Source organism: Cyclobacterium plantarum, from assembly GCF_011290685.1.
Lineage (GTDB): Bacteria > Bacteroidota > Bacteroidia > Cytophagales > Cyclobacteriaceae > Cyclobacterium > Cyclobacterium plantarum.
In genome coordinates this window covers 94153-119645 of the sequence record NZ_JAANYN010000003.1, presented here as the reverse complement: position 1 = coordinate 119645, position 25493 = coordinate 94153, and the positions used below count along the sequence as shown (strand labels likewise).

At 43.9% G+C, this 25493-nt stretch carries 18 protein-coding genes and 1 pseudogene; 9 read left to right on the top strand and 10 right to left on the bottom strand.

Annotated features, from left to right (window positions below; genetic code table 11):
* Window positions 1-4: 4 nt before the first annotated feature.
* From G9Q97_RS08500 to G9Q97_RS08475, 6 genes and pseudogenes are all read right to left on the bottom strand, one after another.
* A complete protein-coding gene (locus G9Q97_RS08500) occupies window positions 5-3565 on the bottom strand; it encodes a SusC/RagA family TonB-linked outer membrane protein (RefSeq protein ID WP_246255529.1) in 3561 nt (1186 codons plus the stop codon).
* 106 nt (window positions 3566-3671) lie between these two features.
* Entirely contained in the window at window positions 3672-4727 is a 1056-nt protein-coding gene (locus G9Q97_RS08495; protein WP_166145602.1) for a FecR family protein, read from the bottom strand.
* Window positions 4728-5018: 291 nt separating this feature from the next.
* The gene (locus G9Q97_RS08490) at window positions 5019-5681 is read right to left on the bottom strand and encodes an RNA polymerase sigma factor (RefSeq protein ID WP_166145599.1); all 663 of its coding nucleotides are present in this window, start codon (window positions 5679-5681) and stop codon (window positions 5019-5021) included.
* Window positions 5682-5702: 21 nt separating this feature from the next.
* Window positions 5703-6770, bottom strand: a complete 1068-nt coding sequence (locus G9Q97_RS08485) for an NHL repeat-containing protein (RefSeq protein ID WP_166145596.1) — start codon at window positions 6768-6770, stop codon at window positions 5703-5705.
* Between the two features lie 9 nt (window positions 6771-6779).
* A complete protein-coding gene (locus G9Q97_RS08480) occupies window positions 6780-8207 on the bottom strand; it encodes a DUF1501 domain-containing protein (protein ID WP_166145593.1) in 1428 nt (475 codons plus the stop codon).
* A 16-nt stretch (window positions 8208-8223) separates the two neighbouring features.
* Window positions 8224-10692 (bottom strand): annotated as a pseudogene (locus tag G9Q97_RS08475) (DUF1549 domain-containing protein).
* Between the two features lie 400 nt (window positions 10693-11092).
* Here G9Q97_RS08475 and G9Q97_RS08470 point away from each other — a divergent pair.
* The gene (locus tag G9Q97_RS08470; protein WP_166145590.1) at window positions 11093-13837 is read left to right on the top strand and encodes a DUF1553 domain-containing protein; all 2745 of its coding nucleotides are present in this window, start codon (window positions 11093-11095) and stop codon (window positions 13835-13837) included.
* A 1-nt stretch (window position 13838) separates the two neighbouring features.
* Window positions 13839-15299, top strand: a complete 1461-nt coding sequence (locus tag G9Q97_RS08465) for a DUF1501 domain-containing protein (protein ID WP_166145587.1) — start codon at window positions 13839-13841, stop codon at window positions 15297-15299.
* Window positions 15300-15343: 44 nt separating this feature from the next.
* On the opposite strand, the gene G9Q97_RS08460 is transcribed toward G9Q97_RS08465, so the two are convergent.
* The gene (locus tag G9Q97_RS08460; RefSeq protein ID WP_166145584.1) at window positions 15344-16747 is read right to left on the bottom strand and encodes a hypothetical protein; all 1404 of its coding nucleotides are present in this window, start codon (window positions 16745-16747) and stop codon (window positions 15344-15346) included.
* Between the two features lie 44 nt (window positions 16748-16791).
* Here G9Q97_RS08460 and G9Q97_RS08455 point away from each other — a divergent pair, with 44 nt between their 5' ends.
* The 3 genes from G9Q97_RS08455 to G9Q97_RS08445 all read left to right on the top strand — a co-directional run bounded on the left by G9Q97_RS08455 (window position 16792) and on the right by G9Q97_RS08445 (window position 18986).
* A complete protein-coding gene (locus G9Q97_RS08455; protein WP_166145581.1) occupies window positions 16792-17010 on the top strand; it encodes a PTS sugar transporter subunit IIA in 219 nt (72 codons plus the stop codon).
* Between the two features lie 125 nt (window positions 17011-17135).
* The gene (locus tag G9Q97_RS08450; RefSeq protein ID WP_166145578.1) at window positions 17136-18302 is read left to right on the top strand and encodes a CynX/NimT family MFS transporter; all 1167 of its coding nucleotides are present in this window, start codon (window positions 17136-17138) and stop codon (window positions 18300-18302) included.
* Between the two features lie 81 nt (window positions 18303-18383).
* On the top strand, window positions 18384-18986 hold the full coding sequence (locus tag G9Q97_RS08445) for a DUF2179 domain-containing protein (RefSeq protein WP_166145575.1): 603 nt from the start codon (window positions 18384-18386) through the stop codon (window positions 18984-18986).
* Between the two features lie 3 nt (window positions 18987-18989).
* On the opposite strand, the gene mtgA is transcribed toward G9Q97_RS08445, so the two are convergent.
* The 3 genes from mtgA to hflX all read right to left on the bottom strand — a co-directional run bounded on the left by mtgA (window position 18990) and on the right by hflX (window position 21430).
* Window positions 18990-19694, bottom strand: coding sequence for a monofunctional biosynthetic peptidoglycan transglycosylase (gene mtgA / locus G9Q97_RS08440; protein ID WP_317168738.1), 705 nt, complete (start codon window positions 19692-19694; stop codon window positions 18990-18992).
* Window positions 19695-19930: 236 nt separating this feature from the next.
* The gene (locus tag G9Q97_RS08435; RefSeq protein WP_166145569.1) at window positions 19931-20077 is read right to left on the bottom strand and encodes a hypothetical protein; all 147 of its coding nucleotides are present in this window, start codon (window positions 20075-20077) and stop codon (window positions 19931-19933) included.
* 87 nt (window positions 20078-20164) lie between these two features.
* The gene (hflX, locus tag G9Q97_RS08430) at window positions 20165-21430 is read right to left on the bottom strand and encodes a GTPase HflX (protein WP_166145566.1); all 1266 of its coding nucleotides are present in this window, start codon (window positions 21428-21430) and stop codon (window positions 20165-20167) included.
* Window positions 21431-21663: 233 nt separating this feature from the next.
* Between hflX and rfbC the strand changes: the two genes are divergently transcribed.
* The 4 genes from rfbC to G9Q97_RS08410 all read left to right on the top strand — a co-directional run bounded on the left by rfbC (window position 21664) and on the right by G9Q97_RS08410 (window position 25471).
* Window positions 21664-22215: a dTDP-4-dehydrorhamnose 3,5-epimerase gene (rfbC, locus tag G9Q97_RS08425; RefSeq protein ID WP_166145563.1), complete on the top strand. Its 552-nt coding sequence runs from the start codon at window positions 21664-21666 to the stop codon at window positions 22213-22215.
* Window positions 22215-22970: a tyrosine-protein phosphatase gene (locus tag G9Q97_RS08420; protein WP_166145560.1), complete on the top strand. Its 756-nt coding sequence runs from the start codon at window positions 22215-22217 to the stop codon at window positions 22968-22970. The genes rfbC and G9Q97_RS08420 overlap by 1 nt, the downstream gene beginning before the upstream one ends.
* A 26-nt stretch (window positions 22971-22996) precedes the next feature.
* Window positions 22997-23962: an NAD-dependent epimerase/dehydratase family protein gene (locus G9Q97_RS08415; protein WP_166145557.1), complete on the top strand. Its 966-nt coding sequence runs from the start codon at window positions 22997-22999 to the stop codon at window positions 23960-23962.
* 96 nt (window positions 23963-24058) lie between these two features.
* Entirely contained in the window at window positions 24059-25471 is a 1413-nt protein-coding gene (locus G9Q97_RS08410; protein WP_166145554.1) for a tetratricopeptide repeat protein, read from the top strand.
* The last annotated feature ends 22 nt before the right edge of the window (window positions 25472-25493 follow it).

Genomic DNA, 25493 nt, shown 5'->3' with positions numbered 1-25493 from the left:
TTCTTTAAAATCCGATATGAATCCCCAAGTTAATTACCCTCTGCAAGGGATAATTCAGCCCATTGCCGCCCAACTCCGGATCCCATAGGTCAAACTTACTCCAGGTAAAAAGATTGGTCCCGGTGGCATAAAGCCGAAGATTGGTCAAGCCAATTTTATTTTCAGGATTTTTCAACAAATTATAGCCTACCTCCACTTGTTTAAGCCTTAAAAAGGAGCCATCCCGTAACCACCAGGTACTTCTCACCGTGTTATTGGGAACCACGTTTGATGACAACCTGGGCCACAATGCGTAGATATCCCGGTTTTCTTCCGACCAATGGCTATCAGCATAAGCCTGAAGCATGCCATTTTCGCTTAAGATACCATTGCCAAATCCATTCCCGCTCCCATCGGTAACGGCATTAATTCCTGCATCTTGAATGGAATTGACAAATGGACCGGTGGTAACCGGATTGATAAAAAATGAAACATCGCTCAATCCCTGAAAAAAGAAGTTAATATCAAACCTTTTGTACCCCGCCGAAAGCCCAAGTCCATAAATGACCCTGGGTATTTGGGGTTTACCAATAGGAGCCTGATCAAGTGTGGTAATCACTCCGTCGCCATTGAGGTCTTTGTACTTTATATCACCGCCGCCATAGTCAATTCCAGGAGATCCAAACTGTGCCGGAGAATTCATTGCCTCTTCATCATCCACAAAAAGCCGTTCTGCTATATAGCCCTGCGAGACGGTCACATTGTTGCCGACATTGGACCTCCATGGAGCACCGACGGCGGCATAATTGGGTTCTTCATACACACGGAATTCATTGTCAGCATAAGTAAAGGTACCCCTTCCCGTTATCCAAAAATTGTTGTTGATATAATGGTTTACATCCAGGGAGGCATCAATGCCTTTGGCGGTAACCTCTCCCACATTGGTCTTCAGATTGGCTTGTAATCCCAGCGTAGAAGGAATGTCAGCCCGTTCTTGTAATATACTGGTTCGAATTTCATTGAAAGCATCCACCCTGAATTGGATTGCATCATCTAAAAAGTTAAGTTCCAGACCCAGGTTGGCTTTTCTGGATTTTTCCCAGGTCACCATTGGGTTGGCATATCTTCTGATGATTACTCCCGGGAAGGTAGTATTCAGTTCTCTTCCGAAAGTAGCTTGGTTCTGATTACTGCTCAGGTCTACCTCTGATAGGTAAAAAAAGCGGTCATTCCGGTCATCGCCTATACGGTCATTTCCGACCCATCCAAAGGAGGCCCTAAGTTTTACCCGGCTAACTCTTGGGGATAATCCACTCAGGAAGGGTTCATTGGAAAGCAGCCAAGCCAGACCAAAAGACGGGAAGAAGCCAAATCGGTTGTTTTTGGCAAAGCGCTCCGAACCATTGTAACCGAAATTAAATTCTGCGAAATACCGGTTATCATAATCATAATTGTACCGTCCGGAAACGCCAAGATTTCTACTGGGCAATGAGAGCTGCACCGTATTAGCATTACCGTCCAGGTATTCTCTGGCCACAAAAACGAGAAGGCCTCCCACTGTATGCTTATCAAAAGTTTGGTTATAATTGACGGCAGATTCCATATAAAACACGGAATTGTTTGTACGCTGCCCACCCAATAGCGAAAGAGACTCATCTCCCGAACCCTGAGCAGTCCTTACCAGACGATAATCTTCTGTAAAAGGGTCAAAAGTAGACATTCTGTAAAAGAATGGCGTATATCCCCTACGGTTTTCGAAATAAGAAGTAGTATTGGAATTGGCAAGCAACCGGGCTGTCAGACCTGGAATTATTCCGCTAAGATTCTGTTTCATTTCAAACTGAACCAAAGATAATTGTCGCCTGGTATCCCGATAACCCCGTTGAAGTTCTGCATAAGGGTTAAACCAAACCGGGACCGTGCTATCATCTCCTCCGCTCGCCGTTCCTTCACCCCTAGGGGGCAGCCCATTTCCAAATAAGATATGAGGTACACCTTCCAGTGTAGGATCCGGCTCATAAATGGCGGGAAAACGAGTCGGGCTGGTACGAACGGCCGCATTATAAATTGCATTTCCTCCCTGTAGGGGACCTCGGTAATCATCTATGGTGGAATGTAACCGGACGATCATTTCCGTATTTTTATGCAAATCAATATTGATATTGGACCTTAATAAGTACCGTTTTAAATCAATGCCATTGGTGAAATTATTGGTTTTGTTCACCTGCAATAAGCCGTTGTCCTTATTAAATGACCCTGCTACATAATACCTCACCTTTTGGCCACCGCCTCTGACATTTAAATTTACCCGGGAAGTGTTGGCATAATCCCTGAATAATTGTTTGTACCAATCGGTAGCAGGATAAATATTGGGATTTCCTCCCCTTAGGGTTCCTGCGATCTGTTCTTCCGTAAAAGTGGCAAAATCCCCCCTGGTTCGGTTGGCTTCATTCTGTAACCTCATGTGGGTCACCGGATCTGCCAGATCTACCAGACCAATGGGCTGGCTGAGGGAACTCTCTATTCTTAAGTTGACCACTGCAGGTCCCTCTTTTCCTGTTTTGGTGGTCACCAAAATTATCCCATTAGCCCCCCTGGCACCATAAATAGCAGTGGTTGTAGGATCTTTCAGGACAGCAAAGCTTTCAATATCATCAGGTTGAAGCCTTGCCAGGTCGTCTGTAGTAAGTTCCACGCCGTCAATCAAAATTAAGGGGCCATTTTGACCGTTAAAAGAAGCAACGCCCCGAACAAAAAATTGCGCATTGTCGGCCCCAGGTTCACCACTTGTTTGATAAGAAACCAAACCGGCAATTCTTCCAGCCAAGGAGGTAGTTAAGTTACTGGAAGGGATCCTCAATTCGGAAGGATTAATAGAGGTCATGGCACCAACGATACTTTCTTTTTTCTGGGTGCCAAATCCAACCACTACTACCTCATCCAGGGAGGATAAATCTGTAGATAGGTTGATGTTGATCACGCTGCGGTTGCCAACTACTTCTTCCTGGGTAACAAAACCGATAAAAGAAAAGATTAACACAGCTTCTTCATTGGGAACTGTAATGGAATAGTTGCCCTCCAGGTCCGTAACTGTGCCAATGGTCGTATCTTTAATGCGAATATTAGCACCGGGGATACCTTCTCCATCATCCGCGACAACTTTACCCGTAATGGTTTTTTCCCGCAATCCTCCAATTTTTTGTTTTTGATCCTTTAAATTATTGGCTATGGCAACATGGATGGTTTTGTTTACCTGTTTGAATTTCAGCCCATATTTTGCCGATAATTCCTCTAAAACAAACTGGAGTTTCTGATCCTTTACATCAATATTCAAAGGACGAATCTGCTCAGCCAGTTGATCTTCAAATGCGAAGAATACATCGGATTGTGCACCAATTTCCCTTAAGACTTTCAGCACTGGTGCAGCCTCTGCCCGGATAGAAATCCTGGTCTCCATCACATTCAAATTGACCTGGCCAGCATCTCCTCTGAAAGCATATTGTTCGGCACCCAGATCTGACCCTGAAAAAATAAGGGTACCAAATACCAAAAGGAATTTCAAATAGGTGAGTACAAATTTTTTCATAATTTCACATTTATGGGTTTACTAACAAATAGAAAACACCATCCCAGTAATCGGAACTGATGCTTTGTGAACTTAATAATCTGGTTAACTTTGGTCTTTTTCATAGTCATTTGGGTTTATAGATATTTACTTTTTTTCGGTTCAGTTTGAATTCAAAATTTTTGGCATAAGAAATACCCAGAAGGATATTTTTCAACGATTCATTTTCATACTTTCCACTATAAGTACCTTTCCAGTTTATTTCGTTGCTTAAATAAAATTCCACCCCATACCATTCACTCAAAATCTCAAACACTTCTTGATATGGAGTTTCCTGAAAAATGATGATTCCGTCCTTCCATCCGGTATACCTTTCGAGATCCACCTTCTTTTTCAAAATTTTTCCATCAGTCTCATTAAAGCGAAGCATTTCTGTAGGAAGTACGTTTAAATAGTCGCCAAACTCTGTTTCAACAGCTACCTCTCCTGTGAGTACCACCACATTATGCTCCTCATTTCTGGAATAGGATTTTATATCAAAGGAGGTTCCAAGCACTTGAACCTGAAAACCCTCAGCCTGGACAATAAATGGCAAGTCCTCATCCCGCTGCACATCAAAATATCCCTGTCCAGAGAGTTTAACCAGTCGCACAGAATCAGAAAAGCTTTCCGGAAAAGTAATTTCACTTGATGAATTTAGTTTCACCATACTTCCGTCGGGAAGGTAAAAAATGGATTTAATTCCAGGTTTGGTGGATTTGGTAATCCATTGCACCGGGTCCTCCTTGACCCTATTTTCCATAAATTCGAGTCCTAAATGGGGTAATATGAAGGTGACTATAACTGCCAGACAGGCCGCAACCAAAACCCATATTGTCCGGTCCTTAACCTTAATATATGCCTTGGGTTTTTCGGGCCGGAAAGGCTTCCCTTTCTGATTTTGGTGATGGATAAGGATCCTGTCCAATAGGATTTCGGAAATGGTATTATCCATGCTGGTGTCCACTTTCAGTCTAAAAGATTTAAGGGTTTCCACCGCCCTGTCCATCAATGCCCGCTTCTCAGGGTGCATGCTTCGCCAATTTTTCCAATAGCGGGAAGATTCCTTATCAGGGAAAATTACCCAATGGATAAAATATTCGTTCTCGAAAAAATCCGCCTCGGATTTTGGATCAAATTTCATGTTTGCGGAATAAGGTCTATCGTCACTACAACTAAAGTGACTATCAAAAGGCAAACAACCACTAAAAAAATAATTTTTTTTCAAATTAATTATTGCTGCTCATCACTATAAGCCAAATTACCAAAAGGTAAATTGCTCGAGGGCAAACAATTTAAATTTGCCAAAAAACCCAAAAAATAAAGCCACTGCATAAAATTATGCGCGGCTTATTTAGGAATAGAACTTATGGAATCTTTTAACCAGACTACTAAAAAATAAGTGTGGGCAAAACCAATTGAAAAAAACTCACTGTTAGTATTGGAAGGTGTTAAAAACAGCTGCCAAAGCACTCAATTCATGCTTATGGGGAGCTAAAATCTCTGACAATTTATGATAAGAGCGGTATAACATGGTTCTTACCGTTTTTGAATTGGCAAGCCCCATGATATCCGCAATTTCCTCGTAACTCATCCCTTCAAAAAACCGCAATATCAACATCTCCCTCTGCCTTGCAGGTAATTGGTTACAGGCGACTTCAATCCTTTTTCTTTGCCTGTTGTCCAATTGCGCATGCACGGGGAAAAATGCCTCATCTACAATAATTTGAAATCCTTCTATTTCCGAGGCATTTCCCGAAACCAGCAGTCGTTCTTTTTCAATGGATTTTAATAACATCCTCCTAAAGACAGAGAACAAATAAAGTTTGACGGATCTTGCCATTGACAGCTTTTCACGGGATTCTGTCAGGTAAAAGAAAACGTCTTGAATCGTATCATAAATTTGTTCATTACAATGAGTAAACTGTCTGCCATAAACAAAAAGTTTATTGCTGTACAATTTATACAGATCAGCAAGGGCCTTATTGCTACCACTTAAAAAAGCCACCCAAATATTTTCATGGCTTAAATCAGGTTCCTGCTTATTAAAATCTACTTCCGATCTGGATTTTTGATGATACGAAAAATTATTCCCCATAAATCGATTTATCAATAATGATTAAACCCGCTCCAACTTCACCGGATAGGTTTTTTGAGAAGCCCACTGAGGCACGTAAATGTTTTCGTCACGGTCCACACAAACGTCATGTGGATGCATAAAGCCCTGGAAACTCAGATCTTTTCGCTGCTCCTGTAGTTTTCCGTTCACATATTCAGGAGCCGTTCCTCCGGGTGTCGACACTACCTGGTCATTGGTATCCAATACGGTGATGTAACCGGAGTTGGGGTAGGATTGGGATGTGCTGCGGTATACAGCGGCATAGACATTTTGCCCTCTCAAAACAGGCCTGCAGACAAATGAGCCTGGCATGGGTATGGTTTTGATGTATTTGCCGTCAAGGGTAAACCTTTTGTACTGCATATGACCCCGGTCTGTAATCAGCAAGGTGGGATTGGCTTTGTCTCGGGTATCCACCAGAATACCATGACAGCAGTTGAATGTTTCGTCTGTTTCCCCGGAACCACCAAATTGCCGGATCAGTTTCCCTTTGGCATCATACTGCGTGACGTAATTCCTTCCATAACCGTCGACGATGTAAATGTCTCCATTGGCCGGGTTGATGGCCGTTTCGGTAGGCACAAACTGCCGGGGATAGTCGTAATTCCCGGTTTCCTTGGGATAATCCAGCACCATGATTTCATTCCCTTTCAGATCGGTTTTGATAACCTGACTACGGGTATTGTCGGCAATGTACAAAAACTCCTCCCCTCCCTCATCACTGATGGTCAGGCCATGGGCACCGGGGTAACTGGTCCCCCAGGTTTCAAGTAATTTACCGGACTTGTCATAAATGATGACATTGTTTTTGGTTTCGTTGGTCAGCAAAATCAATCGGCCCTTTGCGTCTTCAACCATTTCGTGGCAATCATTAACGGGGTTTTTGGAAGGGTCCAGGTTTCCCCAACCTTCAATGACCCGGTACCGGTGAGATCCGTGTCCCAATATAGTTTCTTTCTTCATGGCGTAGGATTTGTTGATGATGATATTGGGAACCACCGCACCTGCCAATACAGTAAGTCCGGTTTTCCTGATAAATTCCCTTCTTGGGTTTAAGTTGTTTTTCATTTTTTTAAATTAAGCCAGTAAATCCATTTCTGCCTCTCCCTCTCCATCCGGAGTGGTATAGAAAGGTCTCTTTTCAATCTCGTAATTGGTTTCAGGGTCTATGCCCAGTGCATGATAAATGGTCTGGTGCAAAGCAGCAATTTTTATGGGTTTCTCAATGCTCTTACATGGCCGCTCATCTGCTGTCTTTCCATACACATGTCCCCTTTTGACGCCTCCACCAAACATCAATACAGAACAACCGTCCGTAAAATGCCTGTGCATGCCATAATTTTTCATGTCATCGATAATATCGGGTACCACCACCTGGTCCTTTACCTTTGCTCCGGGTCTGCCCTCTGTAAGCATGTCCCGGCTAAATTCACTGGCCACAATGACCATGGTACGGTCCAGACGGCCACTTTCATCCAGGTCCTTGATCAGCTGGGCTATGGGGGCATCAATCAATTTTTTCATGTCCACCAGGCGGGTATGTCCATTCTCATGGGTATCCCAGCCTACAAAGGGTTCATATTCTGAAGTTACACTAATAAAACGTGCTCCCTGATCCACCAGCCTTTTGGCCATCAGACAACCTAGTCCAAACTTACCTGTATTGTAGATATCGTATTTCTCTTTGGGCTCCTGGCTGAGGTCAAAGGCTTTTGCCTCAGGGGAGTTCAATAGTCTGTAGGCTTGCTCCATGGATCTCTTCAGCGATTCCTTTTGGTAATCAGAGCCAAACTCACCCATGGCACTTTCCTGAACCAGGCGCTCATACAATTGGTTTCTGGCTTCAAACCGTTTATTGGACATGCCCACAGGCGGCCTCACACTATCCAGCCCGGAAGTGGGGTCGGGTATCAGAAAAGGGCCATATTCACTGCCTAAAAATCCCGCACTGTGGAAAGCCTTTAACTCTTCTCCTTCACCCACAGTAAACCTTTGTCCGATATTGATAAAGGGGGGAATAACGGGATTAACAGGGCCAAGTTCCTTGGCCATCCAGGATCCCATATGCGGAACGGCCACTGATTGGGGCGGTTCATAACAAGTGTGCCAATGATATTGGTGACGGGTATGCAGGATATGCCCCAAATCTGCAGCCACATAGGATCGGATAAGTGTACCCCGATCCATTATCTGCCCGATATTTTCCAAACCTTCTGAAAATTCAATACCATCTAGGGCTGTAGGAAAGGATGGAAAGGTACTCAATACCTCCTTCGATTCCATTCCTTTACGGAATGGCGTATATTTCTTTGGGTCGAAAGTCTCTGTATGGGCCATGCCCCCCGCCATGTAAAGCAGGATTACCGTATCAGCGGAACTTTCTATTTTCTCCTTTGTGGAACATGAAGAAAGCAAGCCCGACATGGGCATGCCTGCCGCCATGGCTGCTATGCTCGCTGCACTTGTTTTTTTTAGAAAATCCCTTCTTTTCCAGTTATAATTCATCGCTAATTGCTTTTGATCAGTAAATTAATTGAAATTCAGGCAACAACAAAACTGCCCAAAATAAATCCTGAATGGCTGCGGGCTCGGGATCTTCTCCCAAAACCTCCATGGCCACATTGAATTCATTTTGATGGGGGTCTCTTCCCAGAAGTTGGCGATAGGTTTCATGCACAATAATGTCACCATCATTGTATTTCTCTTTCCACTTCATGGCACCATCTTTTAAGGCCTCATTCAGGGTTTCTCCGTTGGTAAGCTCCAGGGCTTGTAGCAAGCTGGCCTGGCTGTCCCTGCTGGTCGATACTACCTCACGGTTTGGTCGGCCCAGTGCTTTCAGGAAGTCATTATTGGCTACCAGTGATGCCCTGGCAAAAGGCATAGATGACTCTTCCGATACTGCCAACTCATTGGGATTGTATTTCAATGCCTCCATCTCAAAAAGCGGATGGATATTTTGACTCACACCATCGGCAAATTGCTCAGCCGTCAATCTCCTTCTCACCACTCCTTCGAATACAAAATCATCATCTGTCAGGTACTGTGGATCTTCCACACCTATCGAAGGTTGCTGGTAAGCCTTTGATATGGCAATTTTGTATATCAGGTTTTTCAAATCATAACCATTGTCTTCAAAATCAGTAGCCATCCAATCCAGTAAATCCTGGCTCCAGGGTAAATTGTCCATCTCATCAGCAGGTTCCACCAAACCTCTGCCCATCATTTGCTTCCATATCCGGTTTACAATAGTCCTGTACATCCTGCCATTGGCAGGTTGGACGAGGTATTCTGCCAGTTGCTCCAGTTTTTTGTCCCTGCTTGCTGTGCTGTCAATTTCTCCCAATTCTTCCCATAAAATCTTTGTGCTGGCCTTTTTTCCTATCGGGGTTTCGCAGCGGCTTACTTCAAGGGTGGTATCAGCAAATATATTGGCAAAGGCATAGGCCTCTTCCAATTTCCAATCACTGATAAAACTGTCATGGCAAGATGCACATTTTAGGTTCAGGCCAAGGATCACCTGCCCCACATTTTGCGCTGCCTGCATTTCCGTAACCTGGCTGGCATTCACATCTCCCCGCCAGCGAATACCTTCAATAAATCCTTTGGACTTTTCATCAGGATCAAGCAGTTGTTTGACAAACTGGTCATAAGGCTTGTTTTCTCTCAAAGAGGTATATAGCCAATCGGTAATAGCGTACCTGCCCTTGGTAATGTATCCCGTACCGGTTTAATCGTTTCTTAAAGCATCATTCCAGAAGGTCATCCAATGGGTGGCGTAATCGTCATTTCGGTTGAGCAATTCTTCTACCCAGGCAGCCCTTTTATTTGGTCGGGAATCTTCCAGAAAAGCCTTGTAGGTCTCCGGGTCTGGTAGCAACCCGATGATATCCAGATATATTCTTCTCAGATAAGTCTTATCATCTACCGGATCTTTCCATGTAATGTCCTGTTCCTGAAAATATTCATCCACCCAAATATCTATGGGCTGGTTCATACCTTTTCTTGGAGCGGGTACATTGGGTCTTCTTGGTTCCAGTGCTGCTACCCTGTATTCACTTACCTCACTGGCCGCATCTGGCCATGGTGCACCTCTTTCGACCCAAAAAGAAATCAAGGCAATTTCATCGGTTGAAAGCACCTTACCTTTGGAAGGCATGGCGTCTTCATGGTCCTTTGGCAGCTTGATCCTTCTTACCAGGTCGCTTTTAGCAGGATTTCCGGGAACGATCACAGGACCGGATTCCCCTCCTTCAAAAACATATTCCCGCTCATCCAGCCTTAATTCTCCCTTGATCTTGGCATCACTGTGGCATTTGTAACAATTATGGGCAAAAACAGCCCTTACTTTTCCCACCAGCTCCACCTGCTTCTGTTCACTGAGCTCACCTTCTTCTCCAAAAGCTACCAAATCAATATTAAGATCTTCGGGGGAATAGTCATCCTCATTCCAGGGAAATGTACTGGTAAGGTAGTCTTCCCCATGGGTAAGAGAAGCACCGAAGTGACCGGCCACGGATACCCCAATGGCTGAGATAAATAACAGAGAACGAAATGCCTTAACTGCCTGCAGATTATTCCCGTTTTCGGATTTTCTCAAAAAATAAATGAGCAACAAACCAAAGAATGCAGTTGTAATACCTGTCCACTGATGTACATCCAGGGTATTGCCCCCATAATCCTCCACTGTAGCCAGGACCCAGCCAAGTACAGCGGCAAGCACCGCTCCGGCTACCCCTGCCCATACCAGCAAATCAATACCCGGCCTCAGCTTGTGGTTGAAATCTTTCAGCGTAAATAGTTCCAGAACAGCCGCAAACAACAATAAACTCACCGGAAAGTGAACTGCCAGCGGATGCAATCGACCCAAAAATTTCCATAACCAGAAAGGTTCGCTTTCTGCAGCCTGTTCCTGAAGTGCTGCAGCCAGCAATCCATCTCCCGGAATTGTAATTAGCAAAACAGCTGCTATCAGCCATATAATGGCCATTATTCTATGTTTCATGTGTCAATAATTTGTTCTTTAATGGTCACATGGAATCTCGCATATTCGGTACTCAACCCTCTGTTTGTCGCCTCCATTGTGCTCGATTTCATGAAATTCATTTCTTTCTTACAAGACTTTTTATTTTCGCTTCAAATCAACTTTTCAGATCAGGATAAGCGTAAAATGATGTTCTGCCCTCACCGACTGGAAATAAAGCATTACAATTATAATTAAATTGGTGGACAATACTAGCCTGTACTATCCTGTCTATAACTCAAAATATAAATAAAACAACATTAAATAGCAAACTGTTTTATACCTGCTCTACAGCACAGTACAGGATTGGGTTTTGACAATGATGGCATAATTTGCTACTTTGTGAATCTAAGGAAAGCCCGATTAAATGAAGAACCGGAACCTGATATTTGTATTACCCCTTTTTGCCTTGGCCATTTATTGGGCATGGCCAAAGGACGACAAGATAAGTTACAACCGGGACATACGTCCTATTGTCAATAATAAGTGCATCTCCTGTCACGGTGGAGTCAAGCAATCCGGAGGGTTTTCATTGCTATTTGAATCTGAGGCAAAAATGCCCACAGAATCCGGTAAACCGGCCATTGTACCGGGAGACGCCTCCGCATCCGAGATGGTAAAACGCTTGAGTCATCATGATCCGGAAATGCGCATGCCACTGGGTAAAGCACCTTTGTCCGATCAGGAAATAGAGCTGATTAAAAAATGGATCAACCAGGGTGCGGTCTGGGAAAAACACTGGGCCTACATCCCTCCTGATGATGATATTACCCCTCCCTCCATTCCAAAGGGTATGGAAGCAAAGAATGGAATCGATCATTTTATATTCGGCAAGCTGGAAGAAATGGAACTTGCGCCCAATCCGGAAGCCTCCAAAGAAATCCTCCTGAGAAGACTCGCCCTGGATGTTACCGGCATTCCTCCCAGTCTAGAAGACTATGAGGCTTTTAAAAATGACAGCTCTCCCGAGGCCTATGAAACTGCGGTGGACCGTTTGCTCGATTCGCCCCACTTCGGTGAAAAATGGGCTTCCTTTTGGATGGACCTGGCCAGGTATGCGGACTCCAAAGGATATGAAAAAGACCTCCACAGGGAAATTTGGAAATACAGGGACTGGTTGATTGAGGCTTTTAACAAGGACATGCCCTACGATACTTTTACCATTGCTCAGATCGCCGGGGACCTATTGCCCCAAGCCAGGGAAAAGGACCTGCTTGCCACTGCTTTTCACAGAAATACCATGGCCAATGATGAAGGGGGCACCAATGATGAGGAATTCAGGGTTGCTGCCACTATGGAAAGAGTGGGCACTACTTTTGAAGTCTGGCAGGGCACCACCATGGCCTGTGTGCAATGCCACAGCCACCCTTATGATCCCATCCGGCATGAGGATTTTTATAAATCCATGGCCTTTTTTAATAATACGCAGGACAAGGACCTCTATAATGAACAACCCAAGGTTTTTACCTATGAACCTGCCGAAAAGGAAAAGGTCAAAAAGCTGCTTACCTGGGTAAATGAACAGCTGGAACCAGCAGATAAATTAGCCCAGGTCTCTGATGAATTCCTGCATCAGCAAAAGCAGGAATTGCTTTATACCCTGGGGCACCGCAGGGTGGAAGCAGAGGAGTTTCAGGACAAAAGCCGCTTCATCGAATTGGTTGCCCACGATCAGGCTTCGATATGGCAGGTACAGGACAGTTCCTGGATCAAGTTTGAGCAGGTAGACCTGACGGAGGTGGAAGCCATTTCCCTGGGCTATGCCTCTCTTACAGGTGCCAGGGTAGAAATAAGGCTGGATTCCATACTGGGCAGCAAAATTGGAGAAGGAACTTTTCAGGTAACTGGTCAGGGCTTCCCCGGTAACCGTCCCGCAAAATGGAATACGTTAAAAATACCCATTACCCCTGTAAAGGGTAAAAGAGATGTTTATTACTATTTTAAAAAAGACCGGATTTTTGCCCAGGATCTGGTAAGGGTGGATTGGCTGTATTACCATGAAAAGGCTCCCGCAAAAGACCAGTATCCTCAAGCCTTGCAACAAAAATTGGATGAGCTATTGGCTGTAAAAGCAGTTCAAACGCCAATCTTACGTGATTTGCCAGCAAATAAATCCAGGAAGACCCATGTCTTTGAGCGCGGAGATTGGAGGTCCGAAGGTAAGGAAGTTCGGGCTGGTATTCCCGAAATCATGGGCAGCATTAACGAGTCAAACCCGGACAGGATGGATTTTGCCGCCTGGCTGGTGAGTGAAGAAAACCCATTAACGGCAAGGGTAATGGTAAACCGCATCTGGGAACAGCTATTTGGATTCGGCATTGTGGAAAGTATGGAAGATTTTGGCAGCCAGGGCATAGCTCCTACCCATCCCGAGCTACTGGACTGGTTGGCGGTGACCTTCAGAGAGGACCACAACTGGTCCATGAAATCCCTTATCAAAATGATCGTGATGTCGGCAAGTTACCGTCAGAGTTCGGTCAGCAGCGATGAAAAATTAGCCAAGGACCCTTACAACAAATACCTTTCCAGGGGATCCCGGACCCGGCTCCCGGCGGAAACCATTCGGGATCAGGCACTGGCTATCAGCGGTTTGCTGAACAGGGAACTTTACGGCCCTAGCGTAATGCCTTACCAACCGGAAAATATCATCGGTTTCGGTGGAAGGTTCTGGTTTGAAAGCGAGGGCCAGGACAAATACCGGAGAGCAGTTTACACCTATTGGAAAAGAACACATCCCTACCCCTCCATGGTGACTTTCGACAGTCCATCCAGGGAAGTATGTACCTCCAGAAGAGTAAGGACAAACACGCCGCTGCAATCCCTCGTTTTATTGAATGACCCTGTATATGTAGAGGCTGCCAGTGCCTGGGCAAAGAGAATTTTGGAAGAAAGCGGGGAAGATATCAAAGCAGGTATTGAAAAAAACCTTCAGCTGGTTACAGCAAAACCTCCTGAGCAGGAAAAGGTGGAAGTCTTACACCAGCTTTATCAGGAGTCTTTGGCGTATTACGAGCAGGAAGGCAAAGACCTGGACGCAAACCCAAAATTGGCCGCCATGCGTTTGGTGAGCAATGCCATGCTGAATTTAGATGAATTTATAACCAGAAGATAACATGAACATTTGGGAAGAAGCTTTTATCCGCAAGGCACAATACAACAGCAGGAGACATTTCTTAAAAAAATGTACATCTGGACTGGGTGCATTGGCCCTCGGATCCATAATGGGATGCGGGGAACAGCATCCCGGAGCTAAATCCGGAGCAGGCCTGGCAGGAAAAGGCCCCCATTTTGCCCCAAAAGCAAAAAGTGTCATCTTCCTGCACATGGCGGGAGGGCCATCTCATCTGGAGCTTTTTGACTTTAAACCGACCCTTCAGCAGCTGAATGGCAAAGATACCCCCAAATCCCTCATGGAAGGGAAGGAATTTGCCTTCCTGAAAGGAACTCCTAAACTACTTGGCCCTCAGGCTAACTTTGACAGACACGGACAGTCTGGAACTTATGTATCAGATTACATGCCCGAATTTGCCCAAATGGTGGATGAGGTAAGTTTGCTGAAGGCCATGCATACCAATGAATTTAATCATGCCCCTGCACAGCTTTTCATGCATACCGGTAGCCCAAGACTTGGCAAACCAAGCATCGGCGCCTGGTCTGTTTATGGTTTGGGATCTGAAAATAAAGATTTGCCAGGCTATGTGGTATTGACTTCCGGTGGTGGTGCCATCAGTGCCGGAAAAAGTGCCTGGGGATCTGGCTTTTTACCTACCGTTTATCAGGGTGTACAGTGTCGCTCGGAGGGCGATCCGGTACTTTTTTTATCCAATCCAAACTCCATAGATGCCCCTTTGCGGAAAAAATCCATAGCGGCCATCAACAAGATCAATGAAATGGAGTATCAACAATCAGGGGATCCCGAAATACTCACCCGGATTTCCCAATATGAACTGGCATTCCGCATGCAGACTTCTGTACCGGAAACCATGAATATCAATGATGAGCCGGACTACATCCATCAGATGTATGGAACTTCTCCGGGAAAAGCCTCCTTTGCCAACAATTGCCTGCTGGCCAGAAGGTTGGTAGAAAAAGGCGTGCGGTTCATTCAATTGTTTGATAACCGTTGGGACACCCATGGCGTGGGTGCCGGAAATGGTGTAGGAGATGGGATGCGCCGGTCCTGCAAAGCCATTGATCAACCCATTGCAGCCCTACTAAAGGATCTGAAACAAAGAGGTCTTTTGGAAGAAACCCTGGTGGTCTGGGGAGGAGAGTTTGGGCGTACCCCTATGATGGAAGCGCGAACAGGAGTAGGTTTTGACGGTAGAGACCACCACCTGGAAGCCTTTACCATGTGGATGGCAGGAGCAGGTATCAAAAAGGGAAAAGTGCATGGAGAGACTGATGAAATAGGTTATTACGGTATTGAAGGGAGAACCCACGTGCATGACTTGCAAGCCACCATTCTGGAAAGGCTGGGATTCGACCATGAGCAATTGACCTATGAATTCCAGGGCAGGAACTTCAGGCTGACCGATGTGCACGGAAATGTGATCAAAGAAATCCTCTCCTGATAAGTCCTTTGGATTGAGGAAAAAGCCGGTTGAGCAAAATTAACCTAAAAGGCGAGAACAGGTTTGCTGCCCGCCTGAGCTTGTTCCTTCCCCTGCTTTGCAGGATTTGTTACCATCCGGAAAAGACCCTCCTCTTCTGCAACTGGAAGTGATTTGCCTGCCTCAGTCAATGCTTTTCCCTGACCGGAAATCAGCATGCCGTTGATCGCCATCAGCTCCCCTTCCTTGTCATCCATCAAAAAACTGAAATCGTTGCCCCCTACCCGTATGGAATAATTGACTTCGCGGGTAGCTGCAATCAGTTCAATAGCGGAATATTTTTGAACCGGCCGTTGGCGCTTCCTGAAATCAGTCTCCGAGAGGTGTTTTCCGTCTGCCACATGACCAGCTTCCCAGAGCAAGTCTCCGTTTGCATTGAATTTGCTCAGGTAAAACCCGTTGTAATTCTGAGCTTTAAAGTGAAATGGATTTTTTCCAAAAGATTCTTCCCCCGAAAGCCCGCTTATATAAAAAGCCCCTGTTTGTTCATCAAGTGTAAAGCCAAAAAATGCACCTATCCTGTATGCCTTTACGGAGGGAGCAGGACCGAAGGAAGCATAGCCCAGGTAATTGTAGTCCGTTGCCAGGACAAAATTGCGGTCATTGTCATCCACATGGAAAGAAGGGCGTATGGATTGTTTTTCCGGAGTATAATTCAACTCAAAATTCCTCATTAAATGCCCATCAGGGTCAAAACTGATTACCTCGCAATGGAGTGTATTTGAAGCCAAATCTGCATCTTTCAGAACCATGTACTTTTCCTGACCCAGCTGCCCGGCAAAAGTCCATTGCGGATTCCACCTGCTGTCCGGAATTTGGGGAAGTTCAACCCTGACCTGATCAAAGAAAAGATCCTTGGTACTGAAACGGTTGAGCAAAAAGCTCATTTTCGGGGCCTTACCCATCCTGAATTTGTCCGGATCCTGATCCGCGGTCAAAAAATACAGATACGCTTTATCCGCAAATACGGCATGCAGTGATTCGCCCATCAGTATTTGCTGGTCTTCAAAAGCCAGGGTCCGGATCAACTTACCTTTACGGATCTGGTGAATGAGCGCTGTTCCCGGTCCTTTTAAAGACGGGCTTATGGCAAGCACAAAAATCTCCCCGCCATCCGCGGAAGCAATCAGATCAAATTTGGAATTCGCCGATGTTTTAGGAAGTTGAAGCTCCCAAAGTTTTTGCCCATTGCTGTGGTATTGCATCAGGGTAAACTGTCCCCTATCACCCGCAAAACCTTCCAGGCTGCCATTTTGATCAAGGTCCACTATTTGCCGTTGCACAGCCATTTGGTTGACACTGCAAGCATTTTGTCTGGCATCCAACCAGGTACTGCTGATCAAAAGAAAAATCAAAGTAAAAATCACCACCGCCCTCATATGCTGTCTGTTGAAATAATAATATTTCAAATTACATAATAATTTATTTGAAATACAAATTTATAGACATAAAAATGAGTTACAAAATAAAGTGCTTTCTTCCTGCTTGGGTAGTAGACTTTGTATTTGATGGAGAAAATAAAAACCAATCAGGTCTTACCTTGGTTTTTATAGGAGAAGTAAATAAAAATATGAATTTTTTAATCAGTTTTAAGAAACATTCCGGCCAATATCTGAGAATGCTGGCCCATCTGGCAGAAATCCTGGACAATGAAAACTTTCCCAAAAGATGAATTGTCAATCATAGGAGAAAAGCAGGAAATTGTTGAAATTCGCAGCCAATACCAGGATGCTTCTTTTTTAACGGAAGAGAAAGCACCTGGATAAGCCTCTTTTTTCGACCTGCAGCTCAGCTTTAATGATTCATGTGAAAGACAAATCCAGCAATAACTGGCTGATTTTAGGCATTTTGTTGGTGTCTTTTAATCTCCGCCCCTCCATTACCGCCGTAGGTCCCCTGATACCATTTATCAGGGAGGACATGAATCTGTCCAACGGACTGGCCGGCTTCCTTACTACTTTGCCCCTATTGACTTTCGCCACTTTTTCTCTTTTTTCAGCGGCTATAGGCAATCGTTTGGGAAAGGCAAAAGCCATTTTTGTAGGTTTGCTGGTTTTAGGAGCGGGTTCGGTACTTCGTGTATCTGCCGGGCCGTTTGCACTTTACCTGGGCACTGCCCTTACCGGCATTGGAATTGTTATTTGCAATGTACTGCTGATTCCGTTGCTGAAATCCAGGATGCCGTCCAAAACCGGGAAAGTAATGGGCATGTTCAGTACAGGTATGTCTTTAATGGCAGCCATAGCTACGGCCCTCAGCGTGCCCCTTGCCGAAAATCTAGGTTGGAGAGGCTCCCTATTGTTTTGGACCGTTTTTCTTTTTTTGGCCCTGCTAGTCTGGTGGCCACAATTAAAATTAAGCCCCAAACCCTCAGGTCAAAAACAGGAATCAGGAACATCTGTATGGCGCTCCATTTTGGCCTGGCAGGTAAGTTTGTTCATGGGGGTGCAGTCGCTGCTTTTCTTTACCCTCATCACCTGGCTTCCCGACATGATGATCGATAGAGGGCTAAGTGCTGCACAGGCAGGCCTGATAGCTTCCATGATGCAGGTGGTTGGGCTGATAGGTACCTTCCTTTCTCCGGTCATTGCCATCAAGTTCAGCCAGCAATCCGGAATGGCAGTAGCGATTGGTGTCATTTATATTTTAGGTTTCAGCAGTCTCTTCTCTTATGAGATATGGTTGAATGTAATGGGAATAGGCCTGGTTGGATTGGGCATGGGAGCCAGCCTCAGCCTGGCCTATACCCTTATTGCCTTGCGGACCAGGAATGACCTTTACACTTCGGGTCTTTCAGGAATGGCACAATCTGCTGGATATTTTTTGGCAGCCTTTGGTCCCATGCTGTTTGGCATTGCCTTTGATCTATGGCAAGATTGGAACCTATTGATTTACCTGATGCTGGGTGCTTCTTTCTTTTTTATGTTCTTTGGGTACTTTGCGGGTAAAAACCGAACCATCTGATCTTCTTCAAGTATTTTCAGATTATGACCATAAATCTCAAGGATTAATTAATTTTGTGAAGTCTAACAGATCCTAAGATACATGCAGGAATTCTTTGCGTCCTTTGGCATTTCGCAGCCTATTTTCGATTATCTGCTCATGCCTTTATTTATATTTTTAGCCAGGGTAGTAGATGTGTCCATCAATACCCTGAGAATCATGTTCGTCCTGAACGGCAAAAAGACGGTGGCTCCCGTTCTGGGTTTCTTTGAAGCCCTTATCTGGCTGCTCGCCATTGGGCAGATTTTTCAAAACATCAACAACCCCATGTCTTATGTTGCCTATGCGGGAGGGTATGCCATGGGAACCTATGTGGGCATGGTGATAGAGGAGAGGCTCGCCTTAGGGAGGGTACTTGTCAGGATAATTACTCCCGAACCTTTGCCCGAGTTGGTAGAATACATGAAAGATAAAGAATACCGTTTTACCTCTGTCGGTGCTGAGGGCAGATATGGAAAGGTGATTTTGATGTTTACTGTTATTAAAAGAGAGTTTTTGCCTGGTTTCATTGGTAAACTAAAAGAGAGCAATGAAAAGGCCTTTTACACCATTGAGAGTGTGAAAAGAATTTCTGAAGATGATTTGAATGTCATGGAAGATCGTCCCAGATTCACCAGCCGGCTCCGTAATCTTATTAGAAAATAAGGCTTAATTTTTCTCGCTGATTTCCAATTCTCCCAGGTTATTCATGTTTCTGAGGATCCATTTCTGCCTTTCCCTGATATAGATGGTAGGTTGATCCGGGCGCCACCGCAGCGGATTGGGCAAAACGGCTGCTATCAAAGCTGCTTCCTGCCTGCTAAGATCGGCTGCTGCCTTACCAAAATAAAATTGAGCTGCTGCTTCAGCCCCATAAATGCCATCGCCCATTTCAATGACATTAAGGTAAACCTCCATAATCCTTTCCTTAGACCAGAAAAATTCTATCAGAAAAGTAAAATAGGCCTCCAGGCCTTTCCTTAGCCAATTCCGCTGAGGCCATAAAAAAACATTTTTTGCCGTTTGATTGCTAATGGTACTTCCCCCCTTAATCCTTTTACCAGCACGGTTTCCCTCAAAAGCCTTTTCTATGGCCTCCCAGTCAAATCCCTGATGTTCCAAAAATTTTTGGTCTTCGGCTGCAATTACCGCCCGATACAAATGAGGTGAGACCTCATCAAGGTTGACCCAGTCCTTTTTTAACCGGAAATCCCTATTTTCATCAAAACCCTGCTCTATTGCCCGCAAGCCCATTAAAGGGGTGAATAAAACAGGAATACTGGCATAGAAAATTACAGTAAGGATAGAGAAAAGACAAAGTCCAAACAGAAAATAAAAGACCCAATGAAATATTTTTTTTACCTGTTTTTTCACAAAGACGACAGAATTAGTTATTTTATTCTTCCATGTACTGTTTGCAAAGTTACGGATATGGCTGATCCAAAATTTCAATCCGCACCAATAAATTTCATCGAATAGGTATTGGAAAGTATATATAAAAGCTATATCCTGTAAAGCCCATGGCATGCAGATACCAAAGTGAATGCCAGAACTTTTTCACTTTAACCTTACCGAAATTGATCCTCAGGGACAATTCAAGCGGTTAGTGATTAATAGTAGCCAAAATCCGGTCCTATGGCAAGTTTCTGACTCATCTCAATCCTATTCTTCCCAGAACTATCCCGGAAGGTGATATTTTCATTCTTAAAAAAACCCATCACCCTGTCGGTAAAAGACAGGGGATGGGTGTTGGTCAAACATAGGGGTTTGAATACCATTTGGATCAAGCACCAGGTTCACCGATCAATCAATTATCAGAAAGATTGGCCAACCGGGGCAACTGATCATTCTTCCATCCCAAAACTGCTTAAATCAAAAACTTCGTCTTCCAGATAATGGGGATAGATCTTCTGATGAATTTTTTTCACCTCTGCCGTGATCACCTTCCTGAATTCGTCAATATTGGTACCATTGCCTGCAGACATAAAAACAGGTTTTATAGCAGATTTCCTGGTATAGCTTTCCTCAAGTTTTCCAAAATCAATAAAGTTTGCACTTTCTACTTCAAGTTCAGACATCAGCATCAATTCAGCCTCTGAAGGCATTTTAGGTGCGATATCTATTTTATTAAAGACCATAATCACAGGTTTATCTCCGGCTCCCATTTCATTCAAAGTCTGGTTTACTACCGAAATCTGATCCTGATACCCGGGATGGGATAGGTCTACTACATGAACCAAAAGATCTGCCTCCTTGATTTCTGCGAGGGTTGATTTAAAAGATTCAATGAGATGGGTAGGAAGTTTGCGAATAAATCCTACCGTATCGGAAATCAGAAAGGGGATATTTTCCAATACAACCTTCCTTACGGTAGCATCTACGGTGGCAAATAATTTATTTTCTGCCAGGATATCTGCTTTGGTCAACAGGTTCATGAGCGTACTTTTTCCGACATTGGTATATCCCACCAGTGCTACCCTAACGATACCTTTTCTACCTTTTCTTTGGGTATTTCCCTGTTTTTCAATTTTCTTGAGTTTCCCTTTGAGCAGGTCTATTTTTTGCCGTATATCCCTTTTATCGGTTTCGATCTCCTTTTCACCGGCTCCACCCCGGGTTGCCGTTCCACCTCTTTGCCTTTCCAGGTGCGTCCACATACGGGTCAGCCTTGGCAGCAGGTATTGGTACCGTGCCAGTTCTACCTGAGTCTTTGCCTGGGCGGTTTGAGCCCTGCTCAGAAAGATATCCAGGATAAGCATGGACCTGTCATATACTTTTATTTTGAGCTCATTTTCCAGAATTTTAACCTGAGACGGGCTTAAATCTTTATCAAAAATAGCCATGTCCACGGCAAAATATTCAATATAGGATTTGATCTCTTCCAGTTTTCCGGAACCAACAAAAGTCCTTGCATCCGGTTTTTCCATTTTCTGGGTAAAACGATGTATGGCTTTCGCCCCCAGGGTTTCTGTCAGGAAGGCCAGCTCATCCAGATGTTCCTGCACCAATACATCTGACTCATGCTGGTGAATCAGCGCTACCAAAACTGCCGTTTCCTGTTTGGGCGCCGTATCTGTTAATTTTGCAAGTTTTCTACTGTATTTACTCATTCAATGTGATTCATCTAACTTTTAATCCATTACCAGAAGGATAATAACGTAAAAGCCCAAAAATAGATTCAATTTCAAAATCATTGGTAAAGTCAATGATGCCATTTGTTTTCCTTCGCTAAGGGATCCATAACTTCAAGGCGATACATCTTGTTAAAATTCGTTTATAATTGATATATTTTCACTACTTATTTGCCAAATTGCAATGTTTTTAGACATAATAATCAGTAAACATGGAAATCAGGGAAACGCCAATCAGCGATGTATATGAAATCTATCCAAAAATTTTTAAAGATCCAAGGGGGTATTTTTTGGAAAGCTACAGGGAGGACCTGTTTGAAGCGCATGGCATGAACACCAAATGGGTTCAGGATAACCAATCTTATTCCACGGCAGGGATCGTCAGGGGATTGCACTTCCAAACCGGCCACCATGCCCAGGCCAAGTTGGTGCGTGTGATTTCCGGAAAAGTACTGGATGTGTGTGTAGATTTACGCAAAAATTCCCCTACTTTCGGCAAGGCCCATACCGTGATTTTGGATGAATCGTTACAAAACATGCTCTATGTGCCCACTGGTTTTGCCCATGGTTTTGCGGTTTGGGAAGATGCCGTCTTTACCTACAAATGCTCCAACCTCTACCATAAAGAGAGCGAAGGTGGAATCATTTGGAATGATAAACAGTTAAACATAGATTGGGGAGTGGATGATCCGCTCCTGTCAGAAAAGGATCAGAACTGGCCCGATCTGAAAAAATTTCATGAAATAAGCAGAGGAGGACTTTAATGTCTATATTCGATATATTCAACAAATTTCAAAAATCTGCCGATGGCCAAAAGCTGGATCTTGCCTGGATGCAGGCTGACATGCACAGCCACCTGATACCAGGAATTGATGACGGGGCTCAAACCATGGATGAATCGCTGGTTTTGATCGGGAGGCTGGCCTCTTTTGGATTAAAAAAGCTTATCATTACTCCTCATATCATGAGCGAGTTTTTCAGAAACACCCCTGAAATCATCACAGATGGGCTGAATGATCTAAAAAAAGCTACTGCGTCTGCCGGAATCAACATTGAACTGGAAGCAGCAGCAGAATATTACCTGGATGAAATTTTTTTTGAGAAGGTAGAAAAAAACGAGCAACTTCTTTTCTTCGGGGAAAATAAAATGTTGCTCCTCGAAACAGGATTTATGAGTAAGCCCCACATACTACTGGAGACATTTTTCCGGCTCGAAATGGCAGGGTACCAACCGGTATTTGCCCATCCCGAGAGGTATATCTATTTACATCAGGAAAGCGACACGCTAGAGGCTTTGGCAGATCGGAACATCCCTTTTCAATTAAATTTGCTTTCCCTGACCGGTTATTATTCCAAAGGTGTAAAGAAATTTGCTGAAAAGATCATCGATATGGGCCTGGTCAAATTGGTGGGCACAGATTGCCACAATGAAAAGTACCTGGATGCGTTGGAAAGATTACCCGGTGAAAAATATTTCGAAAAATTAAAGGACATGGACCTTTGGAACAAAAACCTGTAAACCCAAGCCCGGAACCTGATGAACCAGTGAAAAAAATATTAATCACCGGCATTACGGGGCTTTTGGGAAGTTATCTGGCCAAAAAATTAGCCGGAGAAGCACAGTTATCGGGGATAAAAAGACCTGGTAGCTCTACCCATTTATTGGGTGGGCTTGCGGAAAACATTAATTGGTACGAAGGTGAAATCACAGACGTGGAAATGCTGGCAGAGGCCTGTAGCGAACAGGATCTGGTAATCCATTCTGCCGGATTGGTATCCTTTGACGATTCAAAAAAAGAGGCTTTGCTCAAAACCAACACCTATGCTACGGCCTGTCTGGTGAATGCATTGTTAACGCTGAAAAAACCAAAATTGGTATTTATCAGTTCGGTCGCAGCATTGGGTAGGGAGGGTAATGACTCGCCTATAAACGAAGAAAAAAAATGGGTCAATTCTAAAATGAATACACCCTATGGCATATCCAAGCACCTTGCTGAGCTTGAGGTATGGAGAGGCGCTCAGGAAGGATTGCAGGTTATGGTGTTTAACCCATCAGTTTTGTTGGGGAAGGTTGAAGATGAAAGAAGTAGCAGTCAGATTTACCGTTATGTGTTGGATGAAAACAGGTATTTCCCCCTTGGAAATGTAAACTATATTGACATCAGAGACGCAGTAAATATCATGGTTCAGCTGATAGATAGGGGAGAATGGAATGAACGCTATATCATCAGCAAAGAGAGTCTTTCTTATGAGACCTTTTTCAGGGAGATGGCCGCTGTATTCGGAAAAAAAGCGCCCCAAAAGCCTCTCAGCAATTGGCTTTCCAGTTTGGTGGTCAGCTGGGCCAGCTTTCAGAACAGATTTAGCAATAACAAAATCCCCATCAGCCGTCAAACCATACGGGCAGCTCAATCCAGAATAGTCTATGACAATGGTAAAATAAAAAACATTACTGGTTTTTCCTTTACCCCGTTAAGGGACACCTTACAATGGGCAATGGATAAAACCTGAATTAAAATTTCTATTAATGGATAATAAATTAAAGCGGGGAATATTACCGGCATTGAAAATATTTGGTATCTTAAGCAATAAATTTATATCAAACCTATGACAGGAGATTTTGACAATCATTCGGATCAGGAAAAAGAATTGGTACAAAGGTTTGAAAATTCGCTTAAATCAAACCTGGAAATATTTTTTGGGGAGGAGGAATTGGAGGACATAGTCAGGTATTACCATGACCATTTACAGTACAAAAAGGCTTTCAAAACCTGTGAATTGGCACTCCAAAAATTTCCTTTTTCCATGGAAATCAAACTATTGATGGCCCAATCGCTTTTGTTCATGGATGAAGTGGAAGAAAGCCTGGACATGCTTGAAAACCTTAACAACCTCTCTCCAAACAATGAAGAGATCGTTTTGACCATGGCCAATGCGCTCTCACTTCTGGACCAAAGTGCAGAAGCAATTATATTGCTCAATGGTTTTTTACCCCTGGCAGAGGACAAGGCGGAGGTGTATTACTTATTGGGCAACTTTTATCGCATAGAGAAAAAAGACAGCGAGGCAATTTCCTGTTTTAAAGAAGCGGTTAAATTAAAAATCAATCATGAAGATGCCTTGTTTCAGCTGGCCATGATGACCGAGGAGGAAGGCTCTTTTGATGAAATTTTAAAATTTTACCAGGAGTTTATAGATCAGGATCCTTATAATGCCAATGCCTGGTATAATTTGGGAGTGGTATATAACAGACTGGGCAAATTCGAAGCAGCCATTGAAGCTTACGATTATGCCCTTTTGATAGATGATGCTTTTGCTTCGGCTTATTTCAATTTGGGAAATGCCCTGATGAATACCAACCAGTATGAAAAAGCATTGGAGGCCTATCAGAATACCATCAATTGTGAAGGGAGCAATGCAGAGAATTGCTGTTACCTGGCTGCATCCTATGAAAAACTTGACCAAATTGATATGGCTTTCAAGTATTTCAAAAAATCCGCCAAACTGGATCCCGAGTATGATGATGCCTGGTTTGGCCTGGGAATGTGCATGATCAAAAAGAAAAAGTATTTCGAAGCGATCCATTATTTTAAAAAAGCCCTGAAACTGACTTCCGAAAACGCCAACTATTGGGTCGGGCTTGCAGGCGCTGAGTACCAACTGGGCAATCTTCAGGCCAGTTCGGAAGCTTATGAAGAGGCCATCAACCTGGAACCAGGGATAATCGAAACCTATATCAATCTCTCCCTGATCTATTTTGACCAAAACCGGTTTGAAGAAGCGGAAGACGTGATAAAAGAAGGTATGGAGGAGTTACCAGAAGAAGCAGAACTGTATTACCGCCTGGTGGTTTACCTGATTAAGACCGGTAAATACAAAGAAGCCTTTTCAATTTTGGAAAATGCATTAACTTTGGACTTTGAAAAACACATTTTGCTTTTCGATCTGATGCCTGAACTGGAACAACAGAAAGCAATTTACAAAATTATCAATCAGTATAGAGAAGATTTTAAAGGATAAGATTCCTATTAATCTATTTTAC